22 protein-coding genes and 2 pseudogenes are annotated in these 23,989 nt (G+C 63.0%); 15 read left to right on the top strand and 9 right to left on the bottom strand.

Going from position 1 to position 23,989, the window contains the following annotated elements; genetic code table 11:
• Window positions 1-419 precede the first annotated feature (419 nt).
• Window positions 420-953 (bottom strand): CNP1-like family protein, encoded by a 534-nt coding sequence (locus tag JOZ06_RS10495; RefSeq protein ID WP_293232158.1) that lies wholly within the window; start codon window positions 951-953, stop codon window positions 420-422.
• 10 nt (window positions 954-963) lie between these two features.
• The gene (locus tag JOZ06_RS10490) at window positions 964-1,740 is read right to left on the bottom strand and encodes an NRDE family protein (RefSeq protein WP_293232156.1); all 777 of its coding nucleotides are present in this window, start codon (window positions 1,738-1,740) and stop codon (window positions 964-966) included.
• Window positions 1,741-1,864: 124 nt separating this feature from the next.
• Between JOZ06_RS10490 and JOZ06_RS10485 the strand changes: the two genes are divergently transcribed.
• The 8 genes from JOZ06_RS10485 (at window position 1,865) to oppF (ending at window position 10,702) form a co-directional block, all read left to right on the top strand.
• Complete coding sequence (locus JOZ06_RS10485; RefSeq protein ID WP_293232154.1) at window positions 1,865-2,095, top strand: sulfurtransferase TusA family protein; 231 nt, start codon at window positions 1,865-1,867, stop codon at window positions 2,093-2,095.
• A 20-nt stretch (window positions 2,096-2,115) separates the two neighbouring features.
• Entirely contained in the window at window positions 2,116-3,171 is a 1,056-nt protein-coding gene (gene pyrC / locus JOZ06_RS10480; RefSeq protein ID WP_293232152.1) for a dihydroorotase, read from the top strand.
• An 8-nt stretch (window positions 3,172-3,179) separates the two neighbouring features.
• On the top strand, window positions 3,180-4,598 hold the full coding sequence (gene pyk, locus JOZ06_RS10475) for a pyruvate kinase (RefSeq protein ID WP_293232150.1): 1,419 nt from the start codon (window positions 3,180-3,182) through the stop codon (window positions 4,596-4,598).
• A 513-nt stretch (window positions 4,599-5,111) separates the two neighbouring features.
• Window positions 5,112-6,722, top strand: a complete 1,611-nt coding sequence (locus tag JOZ06_RS10470; RefSeq protein ID WP_293232149.1) for a peptide ABC transporter substrate-binding protein — start codon at window positions 5,112-5,114, stop codon at window positions 6,720-6,722.
• Between the two features lie 120 nt (window positions 6,723-6,842).
• Window positions 6,843-7,760, top strand: a complete 918-nt coding sequence (locus JOZ06_RS10465; RefSeq protein ID WP_293232147.1) for an ABC transporter permease subunit — start codon at window positions 6,843-6,845, stop codon at window positions 7,758-7,760.
• Between the two features lie 16 nt (window positions 7,761-7,776).
• Entirely contained in the window at window positions 7,777-8,697 is a 921-nt protein-coding gene (locus tag JOZ06_RS10460) for an ABC transporter permease subunit (RefSeq protein WP_293232145.1), read from the top strand.
• 12 nt (window positions 8,698-8,709) lie between these two features.
• Window positions 8,710-9,717, top strand: coding sequence for an oligopeptide/dipeptide ABC transporter ATP-binding protein (locus JOZ06_RS10455; protein WP_293232143.1), 1,008 nt, complete (start codon window positions 8,710-8,712; stop codon window positions 9,715-9,717).
• Entirely contained in the window at window positions 9,710-10,702 is a 993-nt protein-coding gene (oppF, locus tag JOZ06_RS10450; RefSeq protein WP_293232141.1) for a murein tripeptide/oligopeptide ABC transporter ATP binding protein OppF, read from the top strand. Before JOZ06_RS10455 ends, oppF begins: the two co-directional genes overlap by 8 nt.
• A gap of 86 nt (window positions 10,703-10,788) precedes the next feature.
• Here the strand turns inward: oppF and JOZ06_RS10445 are convergent, their stop codons facing one another.
• The 4 genes and pseudogenes from JOZ06_RS10445 to JOZ06_RS10430 form a co-directional block, all read right to left on the bottom strand.
• Window positions 10,789-11,322 carry a hypothetical protein gene (locus tag JOZ06_RS10445; RefSeq protein WP_293232139.1) on the bottom strand — a complete coding sequence of 178 codons (534 nt, stop codon included), beginning with the start codon at window positions 11,320-11,322 and terminating at the stop codon, window positions 10,789-10,791.
• Between the two features lie 128 nt (window positions 11,323-11,450).
• Window positions 11,451-11,990, bottom strand: a pseudogene (locus JOZ06_RS10440) (methyl-accepting chemotaxis protein); the annotation flags it as partial.
• Between the two features lie 273 nt (window positions 11,991-12,263).
• Window positions 12,264-13,304 (bottom strand): annotated as a pseudogene (locus JOZ06_RS10435) (FIST N-terminal domain-containing protein); the annotation flags it as partial.
• A gap of 257 nt (window positions 13,305-13,561) precedes the next feature.
• A complete protein-coding gene (locus tag JOZ06_RS10430) occupies window positions 13,562-14,332 on the bottom strand; it encodes a tRNA threonylcarbamoyladenosine dehydratase (protein ID WP_293232137.1) in 771 nt (256 codons plus the stop codon).
• Window positions 14,333-14,629: 297 nt separating this feature from the next.
• Between JOZ06_RS10430 and JOZ06_RS10425 the strand changes: the two genes are divergently transcribed.
• From JOZ06_RS10425 to JOZ06_RS10415, 3 genes are all read left to right on the top strand, one after another.
• On the top strand, window positions 14,630-14,854 hold the full coding sequence (locus JOZ06_RS10425) for a hypothetical protein (protein ID WP_293232135.1): 225 nt from the start codon (window positions 14,630-14,632) through the stop codon (window positions 14,852-14,854).
• Between the two features lie 107 nt (window positions 14,855-14,961).
• Entirely contained in the window at window positions 14,962-15,993 is a 1,032-nt protein-coding gene (gene ltaE, locus JOZ06_RS10420) for a low-specificity L-threonine aldolase (protein WP_293232134.1), read from the top strand.
• A gap of 54 nt (window positions 15,994-16,047) precedes the next feature.
• Entirely contained in the window at window positions 16,048-18,063 is a 2,016-nt protein-coding gene (locus JOZ06_RS10415) for a prolyl oligopeptidase family serine peptidase (RefSeq protein ID WP_293232132.1), read from the top strand.
• Between the two features lie 26 nt (window positions 18,064-18,089).
• On the opposite strand, the gene JOZ06_RS10410 is transcribed toward JOZ06_RS10415, so the two are convergent.
• Complete coding sequence (locus JOZ06_RS10410; protein ID WP_293232130.1) at window positions 18,090-18,716, bottom strand: YceH family protein; 627 nt, start codon at window positions 18,714-18,716, stop codon at window positions 18,090-18,092.
• A gap of 116 nt (window positions 18,717-18,832) precedes the next feature.
• Between JOZ06_RS10410 and JOZ06_RS10405 the strand changes: the two genes are divergently transcribed.
• On the top strand, window positions 18,833-19,597 hold the full coding sequence (locus tag JOZ06_RS10405) for a TlyA family RNA methyltransferase (protein WP_293232128.1): 765 nt from the start codon (window positions 18,833-18,835) through the stop codon (window positions 19,595-19,597).
• 13 nt (window positions 19,598-19,610) lie between these two features.
• On the opposite strand, the gene JOZ06_RS10400 is transcribed toward JOZ06_RS10405, so the two are convergent.
• The gene (locus tag JOZ06_RS10400) at window positions 19,611-20,099 is read right to left on the bottom strand and encodes a universal stress protein (RefSeq protein WP_293232126.1); all 489 of its coding nucleotides are present in this window, start codon (window positions 20,097-20,099) and stop codon (window positions 19,611-19,613) included.
• 300 nt (window positions 20,100-20,399) lie between these two features.
• On the bottom strand, window positions 20,400-21,659 hold the full coding sequence (locus JOZ06_RS10395; protein ID WP_293232124.1) for a glutamate-5-semialdehyde dehydrogenase: 1,260 nt from the start codon (window positions 21,657-21,659) through the stop codon (window positions 20,400-20,402).
• A gap of 221 nt (window positions 21,660-21,880) precedes the next feature.
• On the opposite strand from JOZ06_RS10395, the gene JOZ06_RS10390 reads away from it, so the two are divergent.
• From JOZ06_RS10390 to JOZ06_RS10380, 3 genes are read left to right on the top strand one after another with little or no spacing between them, the layout of a single operon-like run.
• The gene (locus JOZ06_RS10390; protein WP_293232122.1) at window positions 21,881-22,141 is read left to right on the top strand and encodes a DUF2282 domain-containing protein; all 261 of its coding nucleotides are present in this window, start codon (window positions 21,881-21,883) and stop codon (window positions 22,139-22,141) included.
• Between the two features lie 13 nt (window positions 22,142-22,154).
• On the top strand, window positions 22,155-23,012 hold the full coding sequence (locus JOZ06_RS10385; RefSeq protein ID WP_293232120.1) for a DUF692 domain-containing protein: 858 nt from the start codon (window positions 22,155-22,157) through the stop codon (window positions 23,010-23,012).
• Complete coding sequence (locus JOZ06_RS10380) at window positions 22,996-23,772, top strand: DNA-binding domain-containing protein (protein WP_293232118.1); 777 nt, start codon at window positions 22,996-22,998, stop codon at window positions 23,770-23,772. The genes JOZ06_RS10385 and JOZ06_RS10380 overlap by 17 nt, the downstream gene beginning before the upstream one ends.
• The last annotated feature ends 217 nt before the right edge of the window (window positions 23,773-23,989 follow it).

Here is a 23,989-nt window from a genome sequence, read left to right as displayed (position 1 = left end):
AACTGCTGCTGACGCAGACGGCGGTTTGTCGGGGTGGAAGGAAGTGCATTAACATCATGGATAGCCATGGCTTACTCCGAGTAAGTGAGTTGTGGTTAGCGGGCTCGGCGGTGGTGCAAACACCCCGGGCCCGCGCCTTTGGCAATGTTCCGCCCAAAGCCCCCTTACCCTATCCAGTTCGCCGGGAAACGGCAATTGGGCAGCTTGTCCGTAAATTCTGAAAGTAAAAAAGCGAGTAAGGCGGGAGTAAAAGCAAAACCTTAACGGCGGGAGTAAAAGCCGGGACGCTGTTGCCACTCCCGCTTTCAAGGTGTTGCCGTTACTCCCGCAGTGGAAGACCGCGCAAGTGAAACGGCGGGAGTAGAAGCAAAACCTTAACGGCGGGAGTAAAAGCCGGGACGCTGTCGCTACCCCCGCTTTTACAGCCAAGGCGCTTTTTTCAGCCGGGCCAGCGCCTCGGTCACATCCTTTGGCGTTCGCCAATCATCGCTACAGAAATTCTCCGCCAGGCGCAGGTGCGACACATCGTCGCCCGAGAGCCGCTTCCATTGTGCGCGGGTCGACTCGTACCATTTCTTGGCATCGGGGTCGCCGAACGCGTAGGCACGGATCTCCTTGCCTTGGCAGTGAATGCCCTCGTAGCTCACGTTCTCCGCGCCCGATGTGCTCACCACGCGCAGGACGTAGCGCACCACGTCATCCTGACCGATGCTGAGCGTTTTGCTGTCGATGAAAAATTTATAGTCTTGCTTGAGCGGCACATAGAAGCCGACCCAATCCGGCTTGTCGGGGTAGGCTGGTACCGTGTAGTCGCCTTCCTTCCACGGGCCGAGATCCTCGAAAGCATATTGTCCATTGTTGATCGGCTTATAGGGTTTCGAGTCGGGCCCCGCCAGCGCGGCGTGCGCGGTCACGGCGCAGACCAGCGCGGGGACAAGAAGCTTGAATCGCATGCGTTCTCCGTTAACGTTGGCTGGGCTGTCTGATGCCCGGCCGCAAAGTATAGCGCCGGCGGCCAAGCTCTTTGCCGGCCAATCCGAAACTGCGCTCCGACATGGCGATGTCGCCACGGCTGCTGACGATCAGCAAGGTGGAGGCGCGCGTGCCGTAGTCGCGCCCCACGACGAAGATAGGGGATAGTACCCGTTCCAGCGCCGAGCCGATACCGGTATTCGGCAATTGGCCAGGCCCGGCGGGCGTGGCGTCCTCCAGCCAGGCGTAGGCGTCTTCCTCGCGCGGCGCGGCGCGCAGGCCGCTGAGGCGATCGGCAAGCCGCTTGGTCTTGAACCAAGGGGTATCGAGCGTGGCGTTCGACAGTGTATGCAGGCCCGGCGTGACGCGGGCTAGCTGGCCGCTGCGGCTATGAAAATGATAGAGGTCGTCGGTGCTGCCAAACAGCAGATTGAACGGCGCGTAATGCGCGCGCAGGTCAGCCAAGCGGGCGGCATAGTCGAGCGGCGGTTCGTCGCCCAGCACGAACTGGCTGACCAGTTCGCCGCGCGAGCGCTCTGCTGCCGCGGCAAAACCCTCGCGGATATGGGTGACGGCGGCAAAGCGGCCGTCGTTGCGGATGGCGAGCCAGCTGCCGCCGGCTTGCAGGTCGCGGCCGCCCAGCACATCCGGCCGGTCCGGCCAAAAATCCAGTGCTTCGGCGGGCCGGGCATAGAGCTCGTCGCGATTGCCCAGCAGCACCAATTGTCCTAGGCCTGGCATTTTGTAGGCGAAGGCGAGAACACACATGAATAGTCACCACAACTAAAGTTGGGAGTCATACGCACTCAGCGTACACTATTAGATCCTGCGCAAGATTATCGGCAGGCACTAATGTTTACATTGTACCGCGAATGAATATGGAATACCCAAGATGCAAATCGACCGCTCGCTGGACTTGTCCGGCTTGAATTGCCCCCTGCCCATCCTGCGCGCCAAGAAGGCGCTGGCCGACATGGAAAGCGGTACCGTCCTGGAGGTGATCGCCACCGATCCCGGCGCGCCGGGAGACTTTGCCGCATTCTGCCGTCAAACCGGTAATACCCTGCTTGAATCGGCCGCCACCGTCGAAGGTAAATTCAAGCTGGTTTTGCAACGTAAATAACGCTTCCTGGAACGACCCGCATGCATGCTTTGACCCTGACCCGCCCCGACGATTGGCACCTGCACGTGCGCGACGGCGCCGTGCTGGCCGACGTGTTGCGCGACACCTGCCGGCAAATGGGGCGCGCCATCATCATGCCGAATCTCAAGCCGCCGGTGACCACGGTCGAGGCAGCGCGCCAATACCGCGAGCGCATCTTGGCCGCCTGTCCGGCCGGCAGCCGCTTCGAGCCGCTGATGACGCTGTATCTGACCGACGCGACCTCCCCGGACGAAATCCGCCGCGCGCGCGAGTCCGGCTTTGTGCATGGCGTCAAGCTGTACCCGGCCGGCGCTACGACCAATGCCGATGCGGGAGTGACCGCGATCGAGCGCGTGATGCCCGCGCTGGAGGCCATGGCCGCCCAGGGGCTGCCGCTCCTGGTGCATGGCGAGGTCACCGACCCGGCGGTCGACGTGTTCGACCGCGAGGCGGTATTCATCGATCGCGTACTCGCGCCGTTGATGCGGCGCCTGCCGACGCTGCGCGTCGTTTTCGAGCACATCACCACGCGCGAGGCGGCCGAATTCGTGGCCGAGGGCGGCGATAACCTGGCCGCCACCCTGACGGCCCACCATCTGCTGATGAATCGCAATGCGCTGTTCGTCGGCGGCATCCGTCCGCATCATTACTGTCTGCCGGTCCTCAAGCGCGAAGCGCACCGCCAGGCACTGTTGCGGGCGGCCACTTCCGGGTCGAAGCGGTTCTTTCTGGGCACCGACAGCGCGCCGCATGCGCGGCACGCCAAGGAGAGCGCTTGCGGCTGCGCCGGTATGTATACCGCGCGCAACGCCATCGAGCTCTATGCGCAGGCATTCGACAGCGTGAACGCGCTCGACAAGCTCGAGGCGTTCGCCAGTTTCAACGGCCCGGATTTTTACCGCTTGCCGCGCAATACCGACCAGATCACCCTGGCGCGGACCCCGCAGACCGTGCCGTCCTCGCTGGCTTTCGGCGACGAGGAACTGGTGCCGTTCTCGGCCGGCGAGTCTCTTCCCTGGACCTTGGTGCACTCCGAACCGCACCGCACACAATAGGTGAACAGATGCGCAGACATCGAAAAGCCAAAATCGTCGCCACGTTGGGACCGGCAAGTTCCGACCGCGACACCATTATGGCTCTGGCCAGCGCCGGCGCCGACGTCTTCCGGCTCAACTTCAGCCACGGCACGCATGAGCAGCACGCCGAACGCATGGCGGTCATCCGTAGCGTCGAAGCCGAGTTGGGGCGTCCCATCGGCGTGTTGCTAGACCTGCAGGGGCCGAAGCTGCGCATTGCCACCTTTGCCGCAGGCAGCGTGCATCTGGCCGTGGGGCAAACCTTCCGCCTCGACCAGTCGCTGGAGCCGGGCACGGACGCGCGCGTCGGTTTGCCGCACCCGGAGATCTTCGCCGCCTTGAAGCCGGGCAGCGAACTCTTGCTTGACGATGGCCGGGTCAAACTGGAGGTGGTGAGCTGTACGCCCACCGAAGCCGAAACCGTGGTCCGGACCGCCGGCGATCTGTCTGATCGCAAGGGCGTGAATGTACCTGGCGTGGTACTGCCGTTATCGCCGCTGACCACCAAGGACCGACAGGACCTGGATTTCGGCATGACGCTAGGCGTCGATTGGGTGGCGCTGTCCTTCGTGCAGCGTCCGGAAGACATTGAGGAACTGAAGGCGCTGGTCGCCGGCCGCGCGCTGGTGATGGCCAAGCTGGAAAAGCCGGCCGCCATCGAGCGGCTGGAGTCGATCGTCGATCAGGCCGACGGCATCATGGTGGCGCGGGGCGACCTGGGGGTGGAAATGCCGCCGGAGCTGGTGCCGCCGACGCAGCGCCGCATCTTGCGCGTTTGCCGCGCCAAGGGCACGCCGGTGATCGTGGCCACGCAAATGCTGGATTCGATGGTGCACGCGCCGGTGCCGACGCGCGCGGAGGCCTCGGACGTGGCGACCGCCGTTTACGACGGCACCGACGCGGTCATGCTGTCGGCCGAATCGGCATCGGGCCAGTATCCGGTGGAAGCGGTGTCGATGATGGACCGGATCATCTCGCAAGTGGAGCGCGATCCGTTGCATCAGGCGATGCTCGATGCCTCGCACAGCGAGCCGCGCGGCACCGCGCCGGATGCGATCAGCGTGGCCTTGCGCCAAGTGGCGCATATTCTGGCGCTGCCGGTCATGGTGACCTACAGTACCTCGGGCCACACCGCCTGCCGCGTGGCGCGCGAGCGGCCGGAGGCGCCGGTGCTATGCGTCACGCCGCGCGCCACGACCGCGCGCCAGCTGACGCTGGTGTGGGGGGTGCATGCCGTGGTGACCAAGGATGCCGAATCGGTGGACGAAATGACCGATGCCGCCTGCTTGCTGGCGAAGTCGCATGGGTTCGCCGAGCCGGGGCAGATGCTGGCGATCGCTGCCGGCTTGCCCTTCGGCACGCCCGGCGCCACCAATTTGCTGCGCATCGCCACCGTTCCCGGTTAAGGCCGCCCAGGCCATCGCGAAACCCGCTTCGGCGGGTTTTTTCGTTTTTTGCGCAACGCGCCTTGTGTTGGATTGTATGGCAATCCGAATGATCGATATTCTGACGAAAAACAGGTGTGGACATAAAATATTACGTTATCGACTATAACGATAAATTTCCTGTCGCCAGCATAATGGACAGAATCGATACGGCACTCGCGCAGGCGTGTCGTCTGTGAGCCATTTACCGCGATGTTCTGGGGGAATGCGTTGTATTTACGCTATGCTGTTTGAATGGTGAGGCTGGTTGTGATATTTAATGCCAACGGCCTAGTGAGAGGCTAATGGCATGGTGTGTGTCGGGGAAATTGTCATTGTTTCTATTTTTTTAAAATATCATGCTGATCAATGCTTGATGACATAAAAAATGCGAGAGCATAATAGGCTACAACCGGGTGATCCAAAAAATCGTTCGGCAAAAACCTAAAAAGCTACCCATCCGTAGCACTCAAGAATTACAGGAGAATAGACGAAATGAAACAGCAGCGTATGCTGAGCGTGCTCGCGGCCTCTGTCGCCCTGGCGCTTGCCCTCCCGGCCACCCAGGCCGCCGCCGGTGAAAAAATGGCCGCCAACGCCACGTTGGTGCGCGGCAACGGCGCCGAAGTCGAATCGCTCGACATTTCCCAGATCGAATCGCAGCCGGCCATCAACGTGGGCGACGACCTGTATGAAGGTCTGACCACCCGCGACACGCATAGCCGCATCCTGCCGGGCGTGGCCGAAAGCTGGAAGCAAACCGGCCCGACCACCTGGGTATTCCATCTGCGCAAGGATGCCAAGTGGTCCAACGGCGATGCGATCACCGCTGCCGATTTCGTCTTCTCCTGGCAACGCACCGTCGATCCGAAGACCGCGACCCAATACGGGATCTTCTTCGAGTTCGTCAAGAACGGTAAGGCCATCATGGGCGGCAAGCAGCCGGTGACCGATCTGGGCATCAAGGCCGTCGACGCGCATACGCTGGAAATCACCACCGAGACCCCGACCGCCTTCCTGCCGGACATGCTGGCCAACCCGCAAATGGCGCCGCTGCATAAGGCATCGTTCGAGAAGTTCGGCAAGGACTACACCAAGCCGGGCAACCTGGTGTCCAACGGCGCCTACCGCCTGAAGGAATGGGTGGTGAACTCGCGCCTGGTGCTGGAAAAGAACCCGTACTACTGGAATGCCAAGAACGTGCAAATCGCCAAGGTCGTCTACAACCCGACCGAGAGCGAAGAGTCGGTGCTGAAGATGTATCAGGCCGGCCAGCTGGACTCGGTCGACCGCACGCCGCCGGGGATGTACCAGAAGCTGGTGAGCGATTCGCCGAAGGAAATGCATAACAACCGCATTCTCGGTCTGTACTACTTCAGCCTGAACAATCAAGACGCGGTGATGAAAGACAAGCGCGTGCGTCAAGCGCTGTCGATGGTCATCGACCGCGACATCCTGACCCAGAAGGTATTGGGCGAGGGTCAAGTGCCGATGTACGGCCTGATCGTGCCGGGCACCGCCGGCGCCGCCGTATCCTCCTACGACTGGAGCAAGTGGCCGATGGCCAAGCGCGTGGCCGCCGCCAAGGCGCTGCTGGCGCAGGCCGGCTACAACGCTGGCCATCCGCTCGCCATCAAGCTGTCCTACAACACTTCCGACCTGCACAAGAAGGTTAGCCTCTTCCTGCTGTCCGAGTGGAAGAGCAAGTTGGGCGTGAGCGGCTCGATGGAAAACCAGGAGTTCAAGGTATTCCTCAAGACCCGTCACGACGGCAACTACCAGATCGCGCGTAACGGCTGGTCGGTCGACTACAACGACGCCACCTCGTTCCTGGATCTGGTGCGTTGCGGCAGCGACCAGAACGACCTGAAGTACTGCAACAAGAAGGTCGATGCTCTGATCAGCCAAGGCGATCAAACCATCAACCCGGCCAAGCGCGCCGGCTTCATGACTTCCGCCGCCAAACTGGCGATGGAAGACTATCCGATGATTCCGCTGTTCCAATACACCTACCCGCGCATGGTGAAACCGTGGGTACGCGGCTGGAACGTGCCGAACCCGATGGATCACTACAAGACGCAATTCCTGTCTATCGTACAGCATTAAGCGAGTCCGCTCGCTTGTACCTCCCGCCCGGGGTTGCCCCGGGCGGGGTTTTGCCACGCGCGCCGAAGGCCTCGGCGTTTCAAACGCGCGTGAGCGGATCTGTGTCTGGAGTATCGATCCATGTTGTCTTACACCCTCAAGCGCATTCTGGGGGCGATCCCGACGGTGTTCGTGGTCATCACCGTCTGTTTCGTCATGCTGCAGCTGACCCCGGGCGGACCGTTCGACCGTGAACGTAAGGTGTCGCCGGAAGTGCTTGCCAACCTGCAAGCCAAATACCATCTCAACGAACCGGTGTATAAGCAGTTCGGCTTTTACCTGAACAATCTGCTGCACGGCGACCTCGGCGCCTCGTTCCGCTATGCGGACTGGTCGGTGAACTCGCTGGTGGCCAACGCGTTGCCGTATTCGTTGACCGTGGGCGGCACCGCGATGTTGTTGTCGATCGTCATCGGCGTGCTGCTCGGCATTACCGCCGCGCTGAAGCAAAACAGCCTCGTCGACTATTTCGTCATGTTCCTGGGCAACTTCGGCAGTGCCGTGCCGTCGTTCATCATCGGTCCGGTCATGATTCTGGTGTTCTGCATCTGGGCCAAAGCGCTGCCTTTCGGCGAATTTTCCTTGACCCCGGCCTATCTGATCTTGCCGGTGGCGTTGCTGACGTTGATCAACGTGGCCACGCTCGGACGCATGATGCGCGGCAGTCTGATCGAGGTCATGCACAGTAATTTCATCCGTACCGCCAAGGCCAAGGGCTTGCCGCTGCGGGTCATCGTGCTGCGCCACGCGCTCAAGCCGGCGCTGTTGCCGGTGGTGACCGTGCTCGGTCCGCTGGCCGTGTCGTCGGTGGCGCAAGCGGTGGTAACCGAAACCATGTTCGCCATTCCCGGCGTCGGCCGGCTGCTGGTGAATGGCGCCATCAACCGCGATTACACGCTGGTGCTGGGACTGGTGGTGCTGGTGGCGGTGATGACGGTCTTGTTCAACCTGATCGTCGACATCATTTACGCGACGCTCGATCCGCGCATCCGTTACTGAGATCGGGAGACAAGACATGTTTAGCAAAGCAAAGCGCCAGGAAATGGCGCAAAACCTGGGCGGTACGCTGGAAGCGGCGGTGGTGGAAGGCCGCAGCCCGTGGAAGGACGCTCGCATTCGTTTCAAGCGCAACCGCGCCGCCGTCATCAGTCTGGTGCTGTTGGCGTTGATCGGCTTGCTGGTGGTGGTGGGACCGTGGTTGCTGCCCAACACGTTTGACGATCAAGACTGGTCGGCCGGCCAGCCTTATGGCCCGACGATGGCGGGGTGGCACTTGTTCGGCACCGACGACCAGATGCGCGACCTGTTGGTGCGCGTGCTGATGGGAGGGCGCATTACCTTCCTGGTCGGCATCGTCGGTTCGTTCGTCGCCGTGGTGATCGGCGTCTCTTGGGGCGCCATTGCCGGCTTCATGGGCGGCAAGGTCGACGCGCTGATGATGCGCTTCGTCGACGTCATGTACGCGCTGCCGTTCATGCTGTTCGCCATTTTGCTGATGACGTTCTTCGGCCGCGACCTGTTCCAGATGTTCATCGCCCTGGGACTCTTGTCCTGGCTCGACATGGCGCGCATCGTGCGCGGGCAGACGCTGTCGCTCAAGTCGAAGGAGTTCATCGAGGCGGCGCACGCCATCGGCGTGTCGCGTCTGAGCATTATCTTCCGTCACATCGTGCCCAACCTGCTGGGCGTGGTGGTGGTCTACGCCACGGTGACCATCCCGAACGTGATTCTGACCGAGTCGGTGCTGTCCTTCCTGGGCTTGGGCGTGCAAGAGCCGATGACCAGCTGGGGCGTGCTGGTGGAAAACGGCGCTCAGCACATGGACGTAGCCGTCTGGATGCTGCTGTTCCCGGCCGCGTTCCTGATGGTGACCCTGTATTGCGCCAACTATGTTGGCGACGGTCTGCGCGATGCGCTCGACCCGAAAGACCGCTGAGCGGAGGACGACATGACGTTGTTACAAGTGAAAGACCTCGGGGTGCGCTTCTCCACCCACGATGGCATGGTCCACGCCGTCAACGGTGTGAGTTTCAATCTCGACCGCGGCCAGACGCTGGGTATCGTCGGCGAGTCCGGCTCGGGCAAGAGCCAGTCGGTGCTGGCGATGATGGGGTTGTTGGCGAGGAACGGCAACACCTCGGGCGAGGCGCTGTATCAGGACAAAAACCTGCTGACCATGCCCGCGCATGAGCTCAATCGCATTCGCGGCAACCGGCTGTCGATGATCTTCCAGGATCCGATGACCTCGCTCAATCCCTACCTGACGATCGAGCGTCAGATGACCGAAGTGCTGGAACTGCACAAGGGCATGGACCGCAAGAGCGCCAAGAAACGCGCGATCGAGCTTTTGGACGCGGTGCGCATTCCGGATGCCAAGCGCCGCGTCGACATGTATCCGCACGAGTTTTCCGGCGGCATGCGCCAACGGGTGATGATCGCCATGGCGCTCTTGTGCGAGCCGGAAATTTTGATCGCCGACGAGCCGACCACCGCGCTCGACGTGACCGTGCAGGCGCAGATTCTGAGTTTGCTGAAGGACCTGCAGCGCGATTTCGGCACCGCCATCATCATGATCACCCATGATTTGGGGGTGGTGGCCGGCCTGTGCGACCAAGTGATGGTGATGTATGGCGGCCGGGTGATGGAATACGCCGACGCCGATCACATCTTCTACCAGCCGAGCCATCCGTACACCATCGGTCTATTGGGCGCGCTGCCGCGCATGGATGACGCCGGCGAGGCGTTGACGAGCATCCCCGGCAATCCGCCCAACCTGGCCAACATGCCCAAGGGCTGCCCGTTCTATGAGCGCTGCGGCCATGCGCTGGACGTGTGCGCCGATACCATCCCGCCGCTCGAGGCGACCGGCGAGCGCAGCCAGGTGCTACGCGCCTGCCATGTGCCGGTGACTCAGCTGTCGATCCAAGGGCAGGACAAGGAGGCTCTGCATGTCTGAAACTCAACAGCCGCTGTTGTCGGTCCGTAACGTCAAAGTGCATTTCCAGGTGGCGAGCGGCGAGTCCGTCTTGCCTTGGACGGCAAAGAAAACGCTCAAGGCGGTCGATGGCATATCGTTCGATCTTTATCCCGGCGAAACGCTTGGCGTGGTCGGCGAGTCCGGCTGCGGCAAGTCGACGCTGTCGCGCGCCATTCTCAACCTGATTCCGGCCACCGACGGCGAGATCGTCTGGATGGGCAAGGATCTGCGCAAAGGCGGTAGCCGCGACTGGCATCGCGTCCGGCGCGACATCCAGATGATCTTCCAAGATCCGCTGGCGTCACTGGATCCGCGCATGACCGTGGCGCAGATCATCGCCGAGCCGCTGCGCACGCATCGGCCCGAACTCGGCAATAAGGAAGTGATGGCGCGCGTGCGCCAGATGATGCGGCGCGTCGGCCTGACCGAGCAGCAAATCAACCGCTATCCGCACGAGTTCTCCGGCGGCCAGTGCCAGCGTATCGGCATCGCCCGCGCGCTGATCCTGGAACCCAAGCTGATCATCTGCGACGAGCCGGTATCGGCGCTCGACGTGTCGATTCAGGCGCAGATCATCAACCTGCTGAAGGAGCTGCAGCGCGAGATGGGCCTGGCGCTGATCTTCATCGCCCACGATCTGGCCGTGGTCAAGCATATCTCCGACCGCATTCTGGTGATGTACCTGGGGCGCGAAATGGAGCTGGCCAACAAGCGCGCGCTGTACGATACGCCCACGCATCCGTACACCCAGGCGCTGTTGTCGGCGATTCCGTTCCCCGACCCGGCGCGCGAGCGGTCGAAGACCATTCAGCTGCTGTCGGGCGATCTGCCCTCGCCGATCAATCCTCCGTCCGGCTGCGTGTTCCGCACGCGCTGCCCTCGGGCCGAGGCGCGTTGCGCCGAGGAACTGCCGAAGCTGCATGCGGTGAGCGGCGACACGCAGTGCTCGTGCTTGTTGACCTGATGTGAAAAGGAGAAAGGGGAGTCGGGAGTCGTCAGTTGCACGTAGGATCCCACTCCCCACTCCCCACTCCCCACTCCCCGGGTTAATTATTTGGCGGCAACCGGCGCCGAGGTATCCTTGGGCGGGTCTTGGTCATCCAACTCGTAAGTCGGGTCCTTGACCCACTCGACCATATCGTCGGCGATTTGTTTGCTGCAGCGTTTGAGGATGTCGCAGGTGCCCTTGAAGGCGGCAAAGGCGCCGCCGGTCGACCAGCGCGTCAATTTGCCCTCGCGCGTCATCTTGCCGTTCTCGAACAACTGAGGTTTGACGGTGATGGCTTTCGGCCCGGTCCAGCCGCCGCCGAGTACGCCCATGACGAAGGAGATGCGCAGGCGCAAGACGGTTTTGCCGCTGGCGTCAGCCTTGGCGTCAATGGTGCCCGCGCCGTCGTTGTCCTTGGCGAGCGCTCCCCCTACGTCTTGCGCCAGCATGTCCTCGACCTTGCATTCGGCCTTGACCGCATCCACCACCGTGGCGTCCGGCGTGTACGCCACCGGCGTTTCCAGCACGGCGCCGCCGGCGAAACAGGCAGGCGCCAGCAGCAGGGCGGCCGCGCCGGCCAACAGATATTTTTTCATTGTGATTTCCAAACGAAGGTTGATGAAGCGGACAATTTTATTGTCATTATCGTTATAAATAAAGTATTTGAATGGTTTGAAGTGCCGGCGGCGGACGGTTCGCGTCCGCCACTAGGCTGGGACCATCGCTATTTGGACGCCAGTGCCTGCAACGTTGTCAATTGCCCGACGGCCTTCTGCATGGCGCCGACGCCTTGGGCCAACTCCTCGAGCCGGTTGAGGTTGTCCATCAGACTCTGCCGTTCCTGCAGCGAACTCGCGCTCATATTGGCGATCTGGTCGGCGGCGGTGAGGCTGGTCGTTGACATCTGCTGGGTATTTTTCACCGTTTCGTCGGCCACGGTGCGGATACGCGCGATGGTGTCGACCGCGGCCGAGATGTCGCGGTTGGTGGCTTCCGCTTGGGTTTTCGCCTGCTGCGCCAGCTTGCGCACCTCATCGGCCACGACGGCGAAACCACGGCCGGCTTCGCCGGCCCGCGCCGCCTCGATCGCGGCGTTCAACGCCAAAAGGTTGGTTTGGTCGGCAATGGCACTGATGCCACCGGTGATTTGGCTGATGCCGGTCGAGATGCGTTCCAATTCGTTCAGCCCGGTTTCCAGCCGTTGCTGCGCCTCGTTGGTCTGTCCGGCTGCATGACTGATGGTGCGGATGCTCTCTTGGGCCAGAGATAAGGTATCGGCCTGATGCATCGTCGCTTGGACCAACTGCGGCAAGCCGGCAAGCAGGGGCGAGACCGACTGCTGGTAGTCGATGACCTGCGCCACGACCTGCGACTGAATGCCGTGCAGCGCTTTCCAGCACTGCAGTTCGCGCTGAGCGTAATGGCCGGCGTAGGCGGCGTAATCGACGGGGAAATTGGCCATGGCGTCGGTTTTTGTGTCGAAGAACGCCAAGGCCGACAAGGTTTGATTGATGGGTACGCCGAGGATTTCACCGAAGGTGGAGAAACCGGCGGCGCCGATGTCGCTGAAGAACCGGGCCTGCGGCAGCTGGCGCGCATTGTTGAGGCGGCGCAGCACGCAATCGTTGAGAAGCATGGACGAAGGCGTGCCGTAATGCTGGGTGAATTGCCGCCAATCGCGATCGGTGGCGGCGAGGAAATCGGACGCCGCCATCAGGTGCAGTCGGTCGCCGAAGGTCAAGTCGCAGAAGAATGCCACGTTGTCCGGATTGAAGGCGGCCACCGAGCGGATGAAATACTCGTCCCCCACCTGCACGGCAAAGGTTTTGTCCTGCATCTGCTGCGGCAGCTGCTCTGGCGAGCAGTGGAAGTGCTGGCACAGCACCTCGATGAGCGGTTGCGTCTGTCCCTCTTTGGAGAAGACCGTGCGCACGGTACGCGCGACCGGGTCCGCCTCGGCGACCAGCCAGCTGTGCGAGGTCGGTTCGAAGTTTTGACTTTTGAACGGCGCGAAGGATTTCCCCTCGGCAATCTGGCAGAAAATCAGCAGGGCTTTGCCTTTGAGGATCTCCTTGCTGGTGCCGATATAGGTAGCGCTGAAATCCAGTTTGCCGCCGGCCGAGCCGCCGATGGCCAAACAGGGAAAGCGCCCGCTGTCGTACCAGGCGTGCATGAGAAAGCCTTCCGACGCGGAGAGGCCGTCACAGAACACCAGCGCGAAAGTCCGCTCCGGCGATAGCGGCAGGCTCGGGGTGACGCGGGCGAGTTCGCCGCGAATGGCGGCGACGCGCTGTGCCGCATTGGCGCCGCCCCCGCTATGAAGATCGACCGTATGGGGCTCGTGACGCACGATCAGCGTGTCGGGCAACCATAACCAGCTGCCCTTTTGGCCGGCGCCGTCGCAATAGGCGGAGGCGTCGGGCCGGCTGCATAGCGCGCCGCTGGACGACAGCGTGAAAACCGAACGTTTGGGGGCGCCGAGCGTTTGCAATCGGGAATGGCACTGGGGAAAATCGGCTTCCGGCGGGATGAAGCAGAACAAGAGCCCCGGCTGGTCGGGCAAGCCGAGCGCTGACATGGCGGTCGGCAGCGATTGGCAATCGAGCAAGCCGCTTTGTGGTCGGCTGTCCTGGGCCCGCGGCGTGTTATCCATGGCGGACGTTGCTGTTTTGAATGGCCACATATCTCCCCCCTGCTTATTGGTATCAAGACGGAGACGTCACCGTGGTCCGGCATTCAGGCATCGGCACCAGTTAGGAGACGCCCCAGCTTACCGAGTGTAGCTTGCAGGAGTGCGTATGGCGGGATTTACGCGCAAATTGCGCGCCGAGTGTCTCAGTTTGGTGCAATGGCCTTGAGCGCCTGCGCCGCGGCGATCAAGCCGAAACTGGCGGTGACGGTCATGCTGGCGCCGAAACCGGCGCAGGACAGTCCTTGCGGTGCGCCCGCGGGCGAGGGGGCGTCACAGGCCGCCTGCGGATAGGTCAGCTGCTCGGTCGAGTAGACACAGGGCACACGCATGCGCCCTTCGCGCGGGAAGCCATGATGGCGGCGCAGGTTATAACGCAATTTGGACAACAGTGGATCGTAGCGCGCCTCCGCCAAGTCGCCGGTGCGGATTTGCGTCGGGTCCATTTGACCGCCGGCGCCGCCGCTGACGATGAAACGCTGACGGTGCCTGACGCACCAGGCGGCGATGGCGGTTTTGACGCGCAGGTCGTCGATACAATCGAGCACGAAATCGTAGCCGCGGCCAAGCATGTCGTCCAAATTGTCCAGCGTGACGAAATCCTCGATTTCGGTGACCTGGCAACGGGGATTGATGGCGTGAATGCGCTCTGAGAGTGCAGTGACCTTGGCCATGCCGAAGTAGGGGTCGAGCGCCGGCAATTGGCGGTTGACGTTGGATTCGGCGACATTGTCAAGATCTATCATTGTCAGATTTCCAATAGCGCTACGCGCCAGCGCTTCGACCGCCCAGGAACCCACGCCGCCCACGCCGACGACGCAAACGTGCGCGCGCGTGAACCGCGCCAGCGCGTCCGCGCCGTATAAACGGCCGATGCCGCCGAAACGGCGTTCTAGGTTGGCGGAAGGTTGGTCCATGTGGTGATTCCTGCGTCTCTGGCGAAGCGGCGAAAGCATACTGCAAAGGACCGGTGCTGGCCACCCTTGAGGCGGAAGCGCAACACTCGGCCGGCGCGATTGGCGCCTGCGCAACGCCAAGACGAGATTTCCCGCGCCGGGTGAAAAATTGCTGGAGAGTTGGCCGCCCGCTCGCTATCGTACAGATAGAGTCTTGCGTGCGTCACGGTCGGATTCCAACGGCTGGCACCGTAGTTTCGCCGAGGTTCCGTTCGTTTTGCCGCGAGGCTTTTCGTCGTTTCTGCAAGGGAGAGTCCCATGAAGCAGTCGCCGAGATTCGATATCGACCTCGACAAGCACTATAACGCTACCGTGGTGATCGCCTGCGATGTTTGCGGGCATGAAAGCCGGGTCGACTTGAAATCCCTGTCGCCCGATGTCCCCGTTCGATGCCGCTGCGGCACACAGATTGGTCTGACGCCGCACGCCATTCTCAAAGCGCAGGAACGAGTCAGTAAGATTAAGCAATCTTATCGTGTATAACGACATAATTGTCGTAGCTAATTAGCCGGTACGGCCGGCAGATGTCAGACGTCACGTCTGAAAGCAACGGCGACCTCGGTCGCCGTTGCGTTATCTGGAAAGGGATGATGATGCAGTGGATTGATGTGCGCAGCGATACCGTGACGCAGCCGACGTTGGCGATGCGGGAGGTGATGCAACACGCGCTGGTCGGCGACGACGTCTATGGCGACGATCCGACCGTTTGTGCGCTGGAGACGCAAGCGGCGGAAAAGCTGGGCATGGAAGCGGCGCTTTTCGTGCCGAGCGGCACCATGGGCAACCAACTGGCGATTTTTACCCATTGCCAGCGCGGCAACGAGGTGATCGCCGCCGACGACTGTCATATCGTCTGGCATGAGGCGGGCGCCGCCGCGGTGATCGCCGGCGTGCAGCTGCGCACCGTGGACAGCTGTGACGGCATGATGCCGCCCGCCGACGTGGCGCGGCGCATTCGCGTGGGCGACGACATTCATTTCCCGAAGACCGGCTTGATCTGTCTTGAGAACGCGCATTCGGGCGGCCGCGTGCTGCCGCTGGCGTATATGCGCGAGATTCGCGCCATCGCGCGCGCGCATCAGGTGCCGGTGCATCTTGACGGCGCCCGATTGTTCAATGCCGCCACGCGCCTGGGGGTTGACGCGAGCGTGCTCGCCGCCGAGGCCGACAGCGTGATGTTCTGCCTGTCCAAGGGGTTGGCCGCGCCGGTGGGCTCGATGCTGGTCGGCCGCGCCGATTTCATCGCGCAGGCGCGGCGCAAGCGCAAGCTGCTGGGCGGCGGCATGCGCCAAGCCGGCGTGTTGGCCGCGCCGGGGCTGATCGCGTTGAACGACATGAGCCAGCGGCTTGACGAAGACCATGCCAATGCCCGCTATTTGGCTGAGCGGCTGGCGGGTTTGCCGGGGGTGGGGATCGATCCCGCGTCGGTGGATATCAACCTGGTGTGGTTCTCGGTGCCCGATGCGCTGCCGGTCGACCGGCTGATGGCCGCTTTCGAGGCCGCCGGCATCAAGGCCAACCCGCCCGAGGCCGGCCGCATGCGGCTCGTGACCCATTGGCAGGTCGGCCGCGCCGAGATCGACCGCATCATCGAGGTCATGCGCCCGGTGCTGGCTGCCTGACAACCCGGCGTTTGTGCTACTCTCTGGCGACTTTAAAGACCGACCGGTGACGATATGACCACCCATGCCGATCCTTACCTGTGGCTGGAGCCGCTCGACAGCGACGAGGCCGTGCGCTGGGTCGAGGCGCAAAACACCCTGACCCGCGCCGTTCTCGATGCCGATCCCCGCTTCGAGTCGATCAGAGACGAGGTTCTGCAGAACCTGCGCGATACTCGGCAAATCCCGTTCTTCAGCCAGCATGGCGATTGGTTGTACAACTTTCACCAAAGCGCCGAGCATCCACGGGGCGTGTATCGGCGCACCTCGCTTGCGGCCTATCGCGCCGGCGCGAGCGATTGGCAGGTGGTGCTCGACGTCGACCGGTTGGCCGAGGCGGAAGGGCGGGACTGGTACTTGGACAGTGTCGCGCATTACACGTTGGCGCCTGAGCGTTGTCTGCTGACATTGAGCCTGGGCGGTAGCGATGCCGCCGAGACGCGCGAGTACGATCTGGCGGCGGGCGATTTCGTCGCGGGCGGCTTCCGCCTGCCCATCGGCAAGAATCACGTTGCCTGGCGCGATCAGGACAGTCTGTTCGTCTGCCCGGCCTGGGAGGCGCGGCAGCGCTCCCGGGCCGGTTATCCGCGCGAGGTGTGGCTGCTGCCGCGGGGCGCGGATTGGGCGCAGGCCGAACGGCTGTTCGCCGTGCCGCGGGATGCCATGATGGTCAGCGCTTGGCGCTTTCTAGCGTGCGACGGCGGCGCGCTGGACATGATCGAGGCCGCCGACAGCTTCTACCGCAAAACCTACTATGTGCTCGACGAGGATCGCCGCACCACGGCCCTGCCGCTGCCTAAGGAGGCGGAAGTCTTGGCTTGGCTTCACGGCGATCTGGTGGTCAAGCTCGCGCAGGATTGGGCGCATGGCGGACGGCTGTGGCCGGCGGGGGCGCTCGTGGCGTACACCCTGGCCAGTGGCGAGGCGGCGCTGCTGGTGAATCCGGGATCGCAGGCTTCGGTCGAGTCGGTCGAGTGCAGTCGCGACTTCATCCTGGTCAATTTGCTGGAAAATGTGCAAAGCCGCCTGCTTGCCTTCGGCAAAGAGCGCGGAAGCTGGTGCGAATACCCGTTGCCGGTGCCGGCACAAGGGGTGATCGAATTTGTCGACCAGCCGTGGAATACCGATTGTCTGTACTACAGCTATAGCGATTTTCTGACGCCGACCGGTCTGTACCGAATCGAGTTGCCAAGCGGTACGCCGGAATGCCTGCGCGCGCAACCGGCGGCGTTCGACGCCAGCCGTTTCGTCGCCGAACAGTGGCGCGCGTGTGCGCCGGACGGCATGGCGATCCCGTATTTCATCGTGCGTTCGCGCGATTTGCCGTTTAACGGGCATGCCCCGACGTTGTTGTATGGCTATGGCGGTTTCGAAGTGCCGATGTTGCCGTATTACATGGACAACTTTGGCCCGCAGTGGCTGGAAAAGGGCGGGGTGTACGTGGTGGCCAATATTCGCGGGGGCGGAGAGTTTGGGCCGGCCTGGCATCAAGCCGCCCAGGGCGTGCATCGCGCGGTCAGCTTTGACGATTTCATCGCCGTGGCCGAGGATCTGATCGCGCGAGGCGTCACCGATCCCCGTCACTTGGCCATCGAAGGCGGCAGCAACGGGGGGCTCTTGGTCGGCGCGGCCATGGTGCGGCGTCCGGAACTGTTCCAGGCGGTGGTGTGCGAAGTGCCGCTGCTCGATATGCTGCGTTACACCGGCCTCTTGGCCGGCGCAAGCTGGATCGACGAGTACGGCGACCCGGACAACGCCGAGGACCGCCCCTATCTGGCGGCTTATTCGCCCTATCACCAGCTTCGTTCCGAAGTGGCCTATCCACAGGCGCTATTCACCACCAGCCGCCGTGACGACCGCGTGCATCCAGCGCATGCGCGCAAGATGGTGGCGCGATTGAACGAACTCGGCCATCAGCCGCTGTTTTTTGAAACGGACAGCGGCGGCCATACCGGCAGTGCCGGCCAGGAGCAAACGGCAAGCGATCTGGCGCGGGTGCTGGTGTATCTGTACCAGCGTCTGTTCGACTAGGGCCTGTCTGCAAACAGACCCTAAGGTCATTCGTCCAAGCGCGTTTCGAGCGCGACTAGACGCGTTTTGAGCGCCTCGACTTGCGCTTCCAGCGCGGCGACGCGGCCGGCGAGGCCGATATCGATTTCGCGGCATTCCTCGACGATTTGCTGCGGCTCGCCGCTGAGCAGGTGGGCCCAGCGCGCCTCGCGCGCGCCGGGCTGGCGCGCGAGTTTCACCACCATCGGCGGATATTTGTCGGCGAGCGCCGACAAGGCGGTTTCCACTTCCTCGCCGCTCGAGAAGGCATGGAGTCGGCCGCTGCGGGCGCGAATCTCCGCCGCCGTCTGCGCGCCGCGCAGCATGAGGATGGCCAGCGCCGCAAGACGCGCGCCATCGAGATGCCATTCATAATTGAGGCGGTGCTCGTATTTGGCCACGCGGCTGCCGGCCGGCGTGCGCTCGGCGATCAGTTTTTGCGCGGCCAAGCTATCCAGGGTGGCAAGGATGTCGCTGTCGGTGAGCTGCATCACCGGTTCGCGGCTGGTCAACTGATTGCAGGCAGCTGTCAGGGCATTCAGCGTCAGGGGGTAGGTATCCGGCGTCAACGCTTGTTTTTCAATCAAAGCGCCCAGCACCCGTACTTCGACCGGATTGAGTTGGTAGCCGTCCATGAGCCGTATGTCCCCCGAGAGATGAAAATGCCATTCTAGCATCGGCCAGGCGTGGGGCAGTTGACAGCGGCCACGGCTGTCGCCACGCTGTCGGCTTTCCGATACCGAGCTGTCTTATGATCCGTGCCGACTTGCTGCTCGTGACGCTGGGCCTGGCCCCGTCCCGTACCAATGCCCAACATCTGATCGATGCCGGGCGAGTCAGCGTGGACATCGGCGGCAAACGCGTGCCGCTCACCAAGTCCGGGCAGAAGTTCGCCGAGGATTTCGCCGCATTTCACATCACGCCCGATCCAGCCGACCGTTACGTGTCGCGCGGCGGTTTGAAGATGGCCGGCGCGCTGGCCGCCGTCGACCTGGCGGCGACCGGTCTGACGGTGCTGGATGTTGGCCAGTCGACAGGCGGTTTTACCGATTGCCTGCTGCAATCGGGCGCTAGCCGGGTTGTCGGCGTGGACGTCGGCCACGACCAGTTGGCGGCTCGTCTGCGCCAAGACGCGCGTGTGCGCTATTTCGAAGGGGTGAACGCGCGCGCGTTGGACGGCGCCACGCTGTTGGCGGCTAACGCGGACCAGCCTTTCGACCTCATCGTTTGCGACGTGTCGTTCATCTCGTTGACGTTGGTGCTGCCCTCTGCCTTGGCGCTGCTTAGGCCTGGCGGTCATCTGCTGTCGCTGGTCAAGCCGCAATTCGAGGTGGGACGGGAAGGCATTGGCCGCGGAGGCATCGTGCGCGACGTGCGGCTTTATGATGGCGTGCGGCGGAAGGTCGGCGACGCGGTGGCCGCCGAGGGGCTGACGATGCTGCGGTGGTTCGACAGCCCGATTACCGGCGGCGACGGCAATCGCGAATTTTTCGTTTTCGCCCGCAAGGGCGGATAACCGGCCGCCACCGTTACGCGGCCAAGCGGGCTCCCGAGCCGGCGGCGTTGAGCCGGCTTTGCACGACCAGCAGCGGGCATGGCGCCGCGCGCATCACGTTCTCGATAAAACTTCCCATCAGCATGTGACGCAAACCGGTTCGGCCATGGGTGGCCAGCACCAGCAGATCGGCGTCGACCTCCTTGGCGAACCGTGCCAGCACTTGCGCCATATCGCGCTTGCCATGCCAGCTGTCGCCCAGATGCAGTTCCGCCGGGAGGTCATAGGCGTCGGCCAGGCGCTGGCGCGCCTGCTCTAGGATGGCGCGGCCACGCGCTTGCGCTTGTGCGAGCCCTTCCGTGGTGGGGACCAGCTCGCTGTCGGCGCGGGCCAGGTTTTGCAGATTGACGATATGCGCCACGGTAAGCCGCGCACCGACCTGGCGGGCCAGCAAGCCAGCCTGCAGCAGGGCTTTATCGGCATGGGTGCTGCCATCCACGGCAGCGATGATGTGCTGGTACATGCGAGCGCTTACCCTATTGTCATGGGGTGACATCCAGCTTAGCGGGATCCCCGGTGGGAAGATAGTCCGCCGCAAAGAAAAATGCCCACCCTGAGAGGGTGGGCGGAAATGGCTGCGGGGGGCCAATGAGCCCTGTAACCAGGAGACTCATTTGCAGTTTTATAAAAAATGACGGCGGTTTGCCAAAAGAAAACTGGCATTTAAGTGGTAGTACTTAGGAGTTGAGAATGATTCCCACAACTTGTGAACAGCTTGTGCACAAGTTGTTCACATTTTTACTGTTTTTCCGCCTCTTTCGCCTCACTGACGCACTTGTCCGTCGCCAAGCACCACCCATTTTTGACTGGTCAATCCGACGAGGCCAACCGGGCCGCGTGCGTGGATCTTGTCGGTGGAAATGCCGATTTCCGCGCCCAAGCCATACTCGAAGCCATCGGCGAAACGGGTGCTGGCGTTGACCATCACGCTCGACGAGTCGACTTCGCGCAGGAATCGGCGCGCGCGACTGTAATCCTCGGTGACGATGGCATCGGTATGGTGGCTGCCGTAATGGTTGATGTGCTCGATGGCTTGGTCGAGATCGTCGACGATGCGGATCGCCAGAATCGGCGCCAAGTATTCGGTGAACCAGTCCTCTTCCGACGCCGCGCTGACCCCGGCGCCCAAGAGCGCGCGCGTGCGCTCGCAGCCGCGCAGCGCCACACCCTTTTCGCCGTAGGCCGCCGCCAGACGCGGCAGGATATCGGCCGCCACGGCGTGATGGACCAATAACGTCTCCATGGTGTTGCACGTGCCGTAGCGCTGCGTTTTGGCGTTGATGGCGATTGCGTGGGCGTGGGCGGGGTTGGCCCGCTCGTCGATATAGACGTGGCAGTTGCCGTCGAGATGCTTGATGACCGGCACACGCGCCTCGGCGCTGATACGCGCGATCAGTCCCTTGCCGCCGCGCGGCACCAGCACGTCGACATACTCGGTCATGGTGATCAGCGCGCCGACCGCGCTGCGGTCGGTGGTTTCGAGTACTTGTACCGCTTCGGCCGGCAAGCCGGCGGCGCGCAATCCCTCGTGCACACAGGCGGCGATGGCCTGATTGCTGTGAAAGGCTTCCGAGCCGCCGCGCAAAATGGCCGCGTTGCCGGATTTCAGGCACAGCGCCGCCGCGTCTGCGGTCACGTTGGGGCGGGCTTCGTAAATAATGCCCACCACGCCGAGCGGTACGCGCATTTTGCCCAGTTGAATGCCGGAAGGGCGGTAGGTGAAGTCGCTCATCTCGCCCACCGGATCGGGCAGCGCCGCCACTTGGCGCAGGCCTTCGGCCATGGCGGTGATGCCGGCATCCGATACGGTCAGACGGTCGAGCAGCGCCGCGTCCAGGCCGGCGGCGCGCGCCGCGTCCACGTCTTGACGGTTGGCGGCGGCGAGCTTGGCACGGTCACGTTCGATCGCGTCGGCCATGGCCAACAGCGCTTGATTTTTGCAGCCGCTGTCCGCGCGCGCCAACACGCGGCTGGCGGCCCGAGCCGCGCGGCCGACCTGTTGCATATAGTCTGTGATGTCCATGCTGTCCCTTGGCTCTAAAGTGCGTTCCGATGCGATCGAGCGTAACCGACATGATGCGGTGCGGCAAGTGCCGCCCCGTTCCTGGCGGCACCCACCGCCACGCAAAAAAGAATCTACAGTACCTGTAAGAAATCCGTTCGATCCGCGACGAACAGCGTGGAAGGCCCGCGTTCGGGTTTCCGGCGCCGCGCCGGCGTCATGACGACGTTAAGGAGAAAACCATGCAGCATGCACAAAAAACGATTCAGGCCGCCGCGCTGGGCCTATTGGTCCTTGGACTGTCGGCCGCCGCCACGGCGGCCAGTACCGAACAATGCTACGGCATCGCCAAGGCCGGCAAAAACGACTGCGCGAGCCAATACAGCAAGCATTCCTGCGCCGGCCAGTCGAAAGTCGACAACGACCCGAACGACTTCAAACTGGTGCCGTCCGGCAGTTGCCAGTCGATGGGCGGCAAGCTGAAGCCGGCAGGCGGTCAATAAGGCGGGGGCACGTATGGTGACCGTCCGTTCTGATGTTTCGTTGCCGCTGAGTGCCGGCATCGGGCTGCGTGCGCCGCATGAAGAAGCGGTTCTGGCAGGCTCGCCCCGCTTGGGATGGGTAGAGGTCCATAGCGAGAATTTTTTTCAGGCGGGCGGTCCCGCGTTGTCCCGGCTGGAAGCGGTGCGCTCGCGCTATCCGGTGAGCTTGCACGGGGTCGGCATGTCGCTCGGCGGGGATGCGCTCGATGAAGGGCACCTGCGCCGCCTGGCCGCTCTGGCGGCGCGCATCGAGCCCGCCGCCATTTCCGAACATCTGTGCTGGTCCGCCATCGGCGGACGTTGGCTCAATGACCTGTTGCCGCTGCCCTACACCAGGGAGGCGCTGGCACGGGTGTGCGACCATGTCGACGCGGTGCAGCTGGCGCTGGGCCGGCGGCTATTGGTGGAGAACGTGTCCAGTTACCTGCGCTTCTTGCCGGAGGATTGGCCGGAATGGGAATTTGTCGCCGAGGTGACGCGCCGCACGGGGTGTTTGTTGCTGCTCGACATCAACAATGTGTACGTCAGCGCCGTCAACCACGGCTATGACGCCCTGGATTACCTGGCCGCCATGCCGGGCGAGGCGGTGGCCGAGATCCACCTGGCCGGGTACGAGGAAGTGGACGGCTTCTTGATCGACACGCATTCCCGGCCGGTGAGCGAACCGGTGTGGCGGCTGTACCGCGAAGCGCTGGCGCGCTTTGGACCGCAGCCGACGTTGATCGAGTGGGATCAGGACTTGCCGCCGCTGGCAACATTGCAGCAAGAGGCCGCTCGCGCCGACGCCCTGCTCCGCGACGGCAAGGAGGTGCGCCATGCCTTCGTTGCGTGAATTGCAGACCGCGTTCGCCGCGGCGGTGTTCGGGCAAGACCCGACGCCGTTCTTGGCCGGGTGCGCGGGAGATCCGGCGCGCGCCGAGCGGGCCTTTCGCGTCTATCGCGACAGCGTGTTGTCCAATCTGAGCCGCGCGCTCTCCAGCACGTATCCGGTCATCGAGCGTATTGTCGGCGCGCCGTTCCTGCACGCCGCGGCACGGCGTTACGCGCAGGAGCGGCCGAGCCGTAGTGGCGATCTGAATGATTACGGCGGCGATTTCGCCGATTTTCTCGGCTGCTTCGCCCCCGCCGCCACATTGCCCTACCTCCCCGATGTCGCCCGGTTGGAGTGGGCCATCCATCAGGTAGGCGCGGCCGCCGACGCGCCGCCGGCGGATTTGTCGTTGCTTGCCGCGACAGATCCGGCGCACTGGGGGGCGCTTTGCTTGACGTTGGCGCCGGCCCATGCCGTCCTGGCATCGTCATGGCCGCTGTACGATATTTGGCATGTCAATCAAGCGAATCACCGCGGCTCGCGTCGCGTGAATTTTCGCCGCCAGCAATGCGCGCTAGTGAGCCGGGGGCCGTCCGGCATGGCCGTGACGGTATTGTCGCCGGGCGACGCGGCGGTAGTGGCCGCGCTCGGCGCCGGCCGAACCTTGCTCGACGCGGTGTCTACCGTGCCAGACGCGGCGGGCTTGGATCTGCAGCGGCTGTTGACGCTATTGATCGGGCAGGGGTTGATCGTGCGCGTTTGGCGCGAGGGGGCGAGATGAGCGCCTTGCTGTCGCAATGCTATCGTCGCGCCGCCGCGGGGCTGTTCGCGACCGATTTGGCGGACAGCTTTGTCCTTGCCGGTGTTGCCCGAATTGGGCCGGCAGGATCATCTCTTCTGGGGAACGTTGCGGGTGGTGCTGGCTTTGCATGGTCCGGGCCGCTGGTCGCTTGAGGGTTATCTTCGTTCGCGCCGCAATGGGTTATAACCGCACCGGC

The organism is Paludibacterium sp. (assembly GCF_019232825.1).
Taxonomy (GTDB): Bacteria; Pseudomonadota; Gammaproteobacteria; order Burkholderiales; family Chromobacteriaceae; genus Paludibacterium.
Note: the sequence above shows the minus strand (reverse complement) of the source record. Positions and strands in the feature narration are given on the sequence as shown.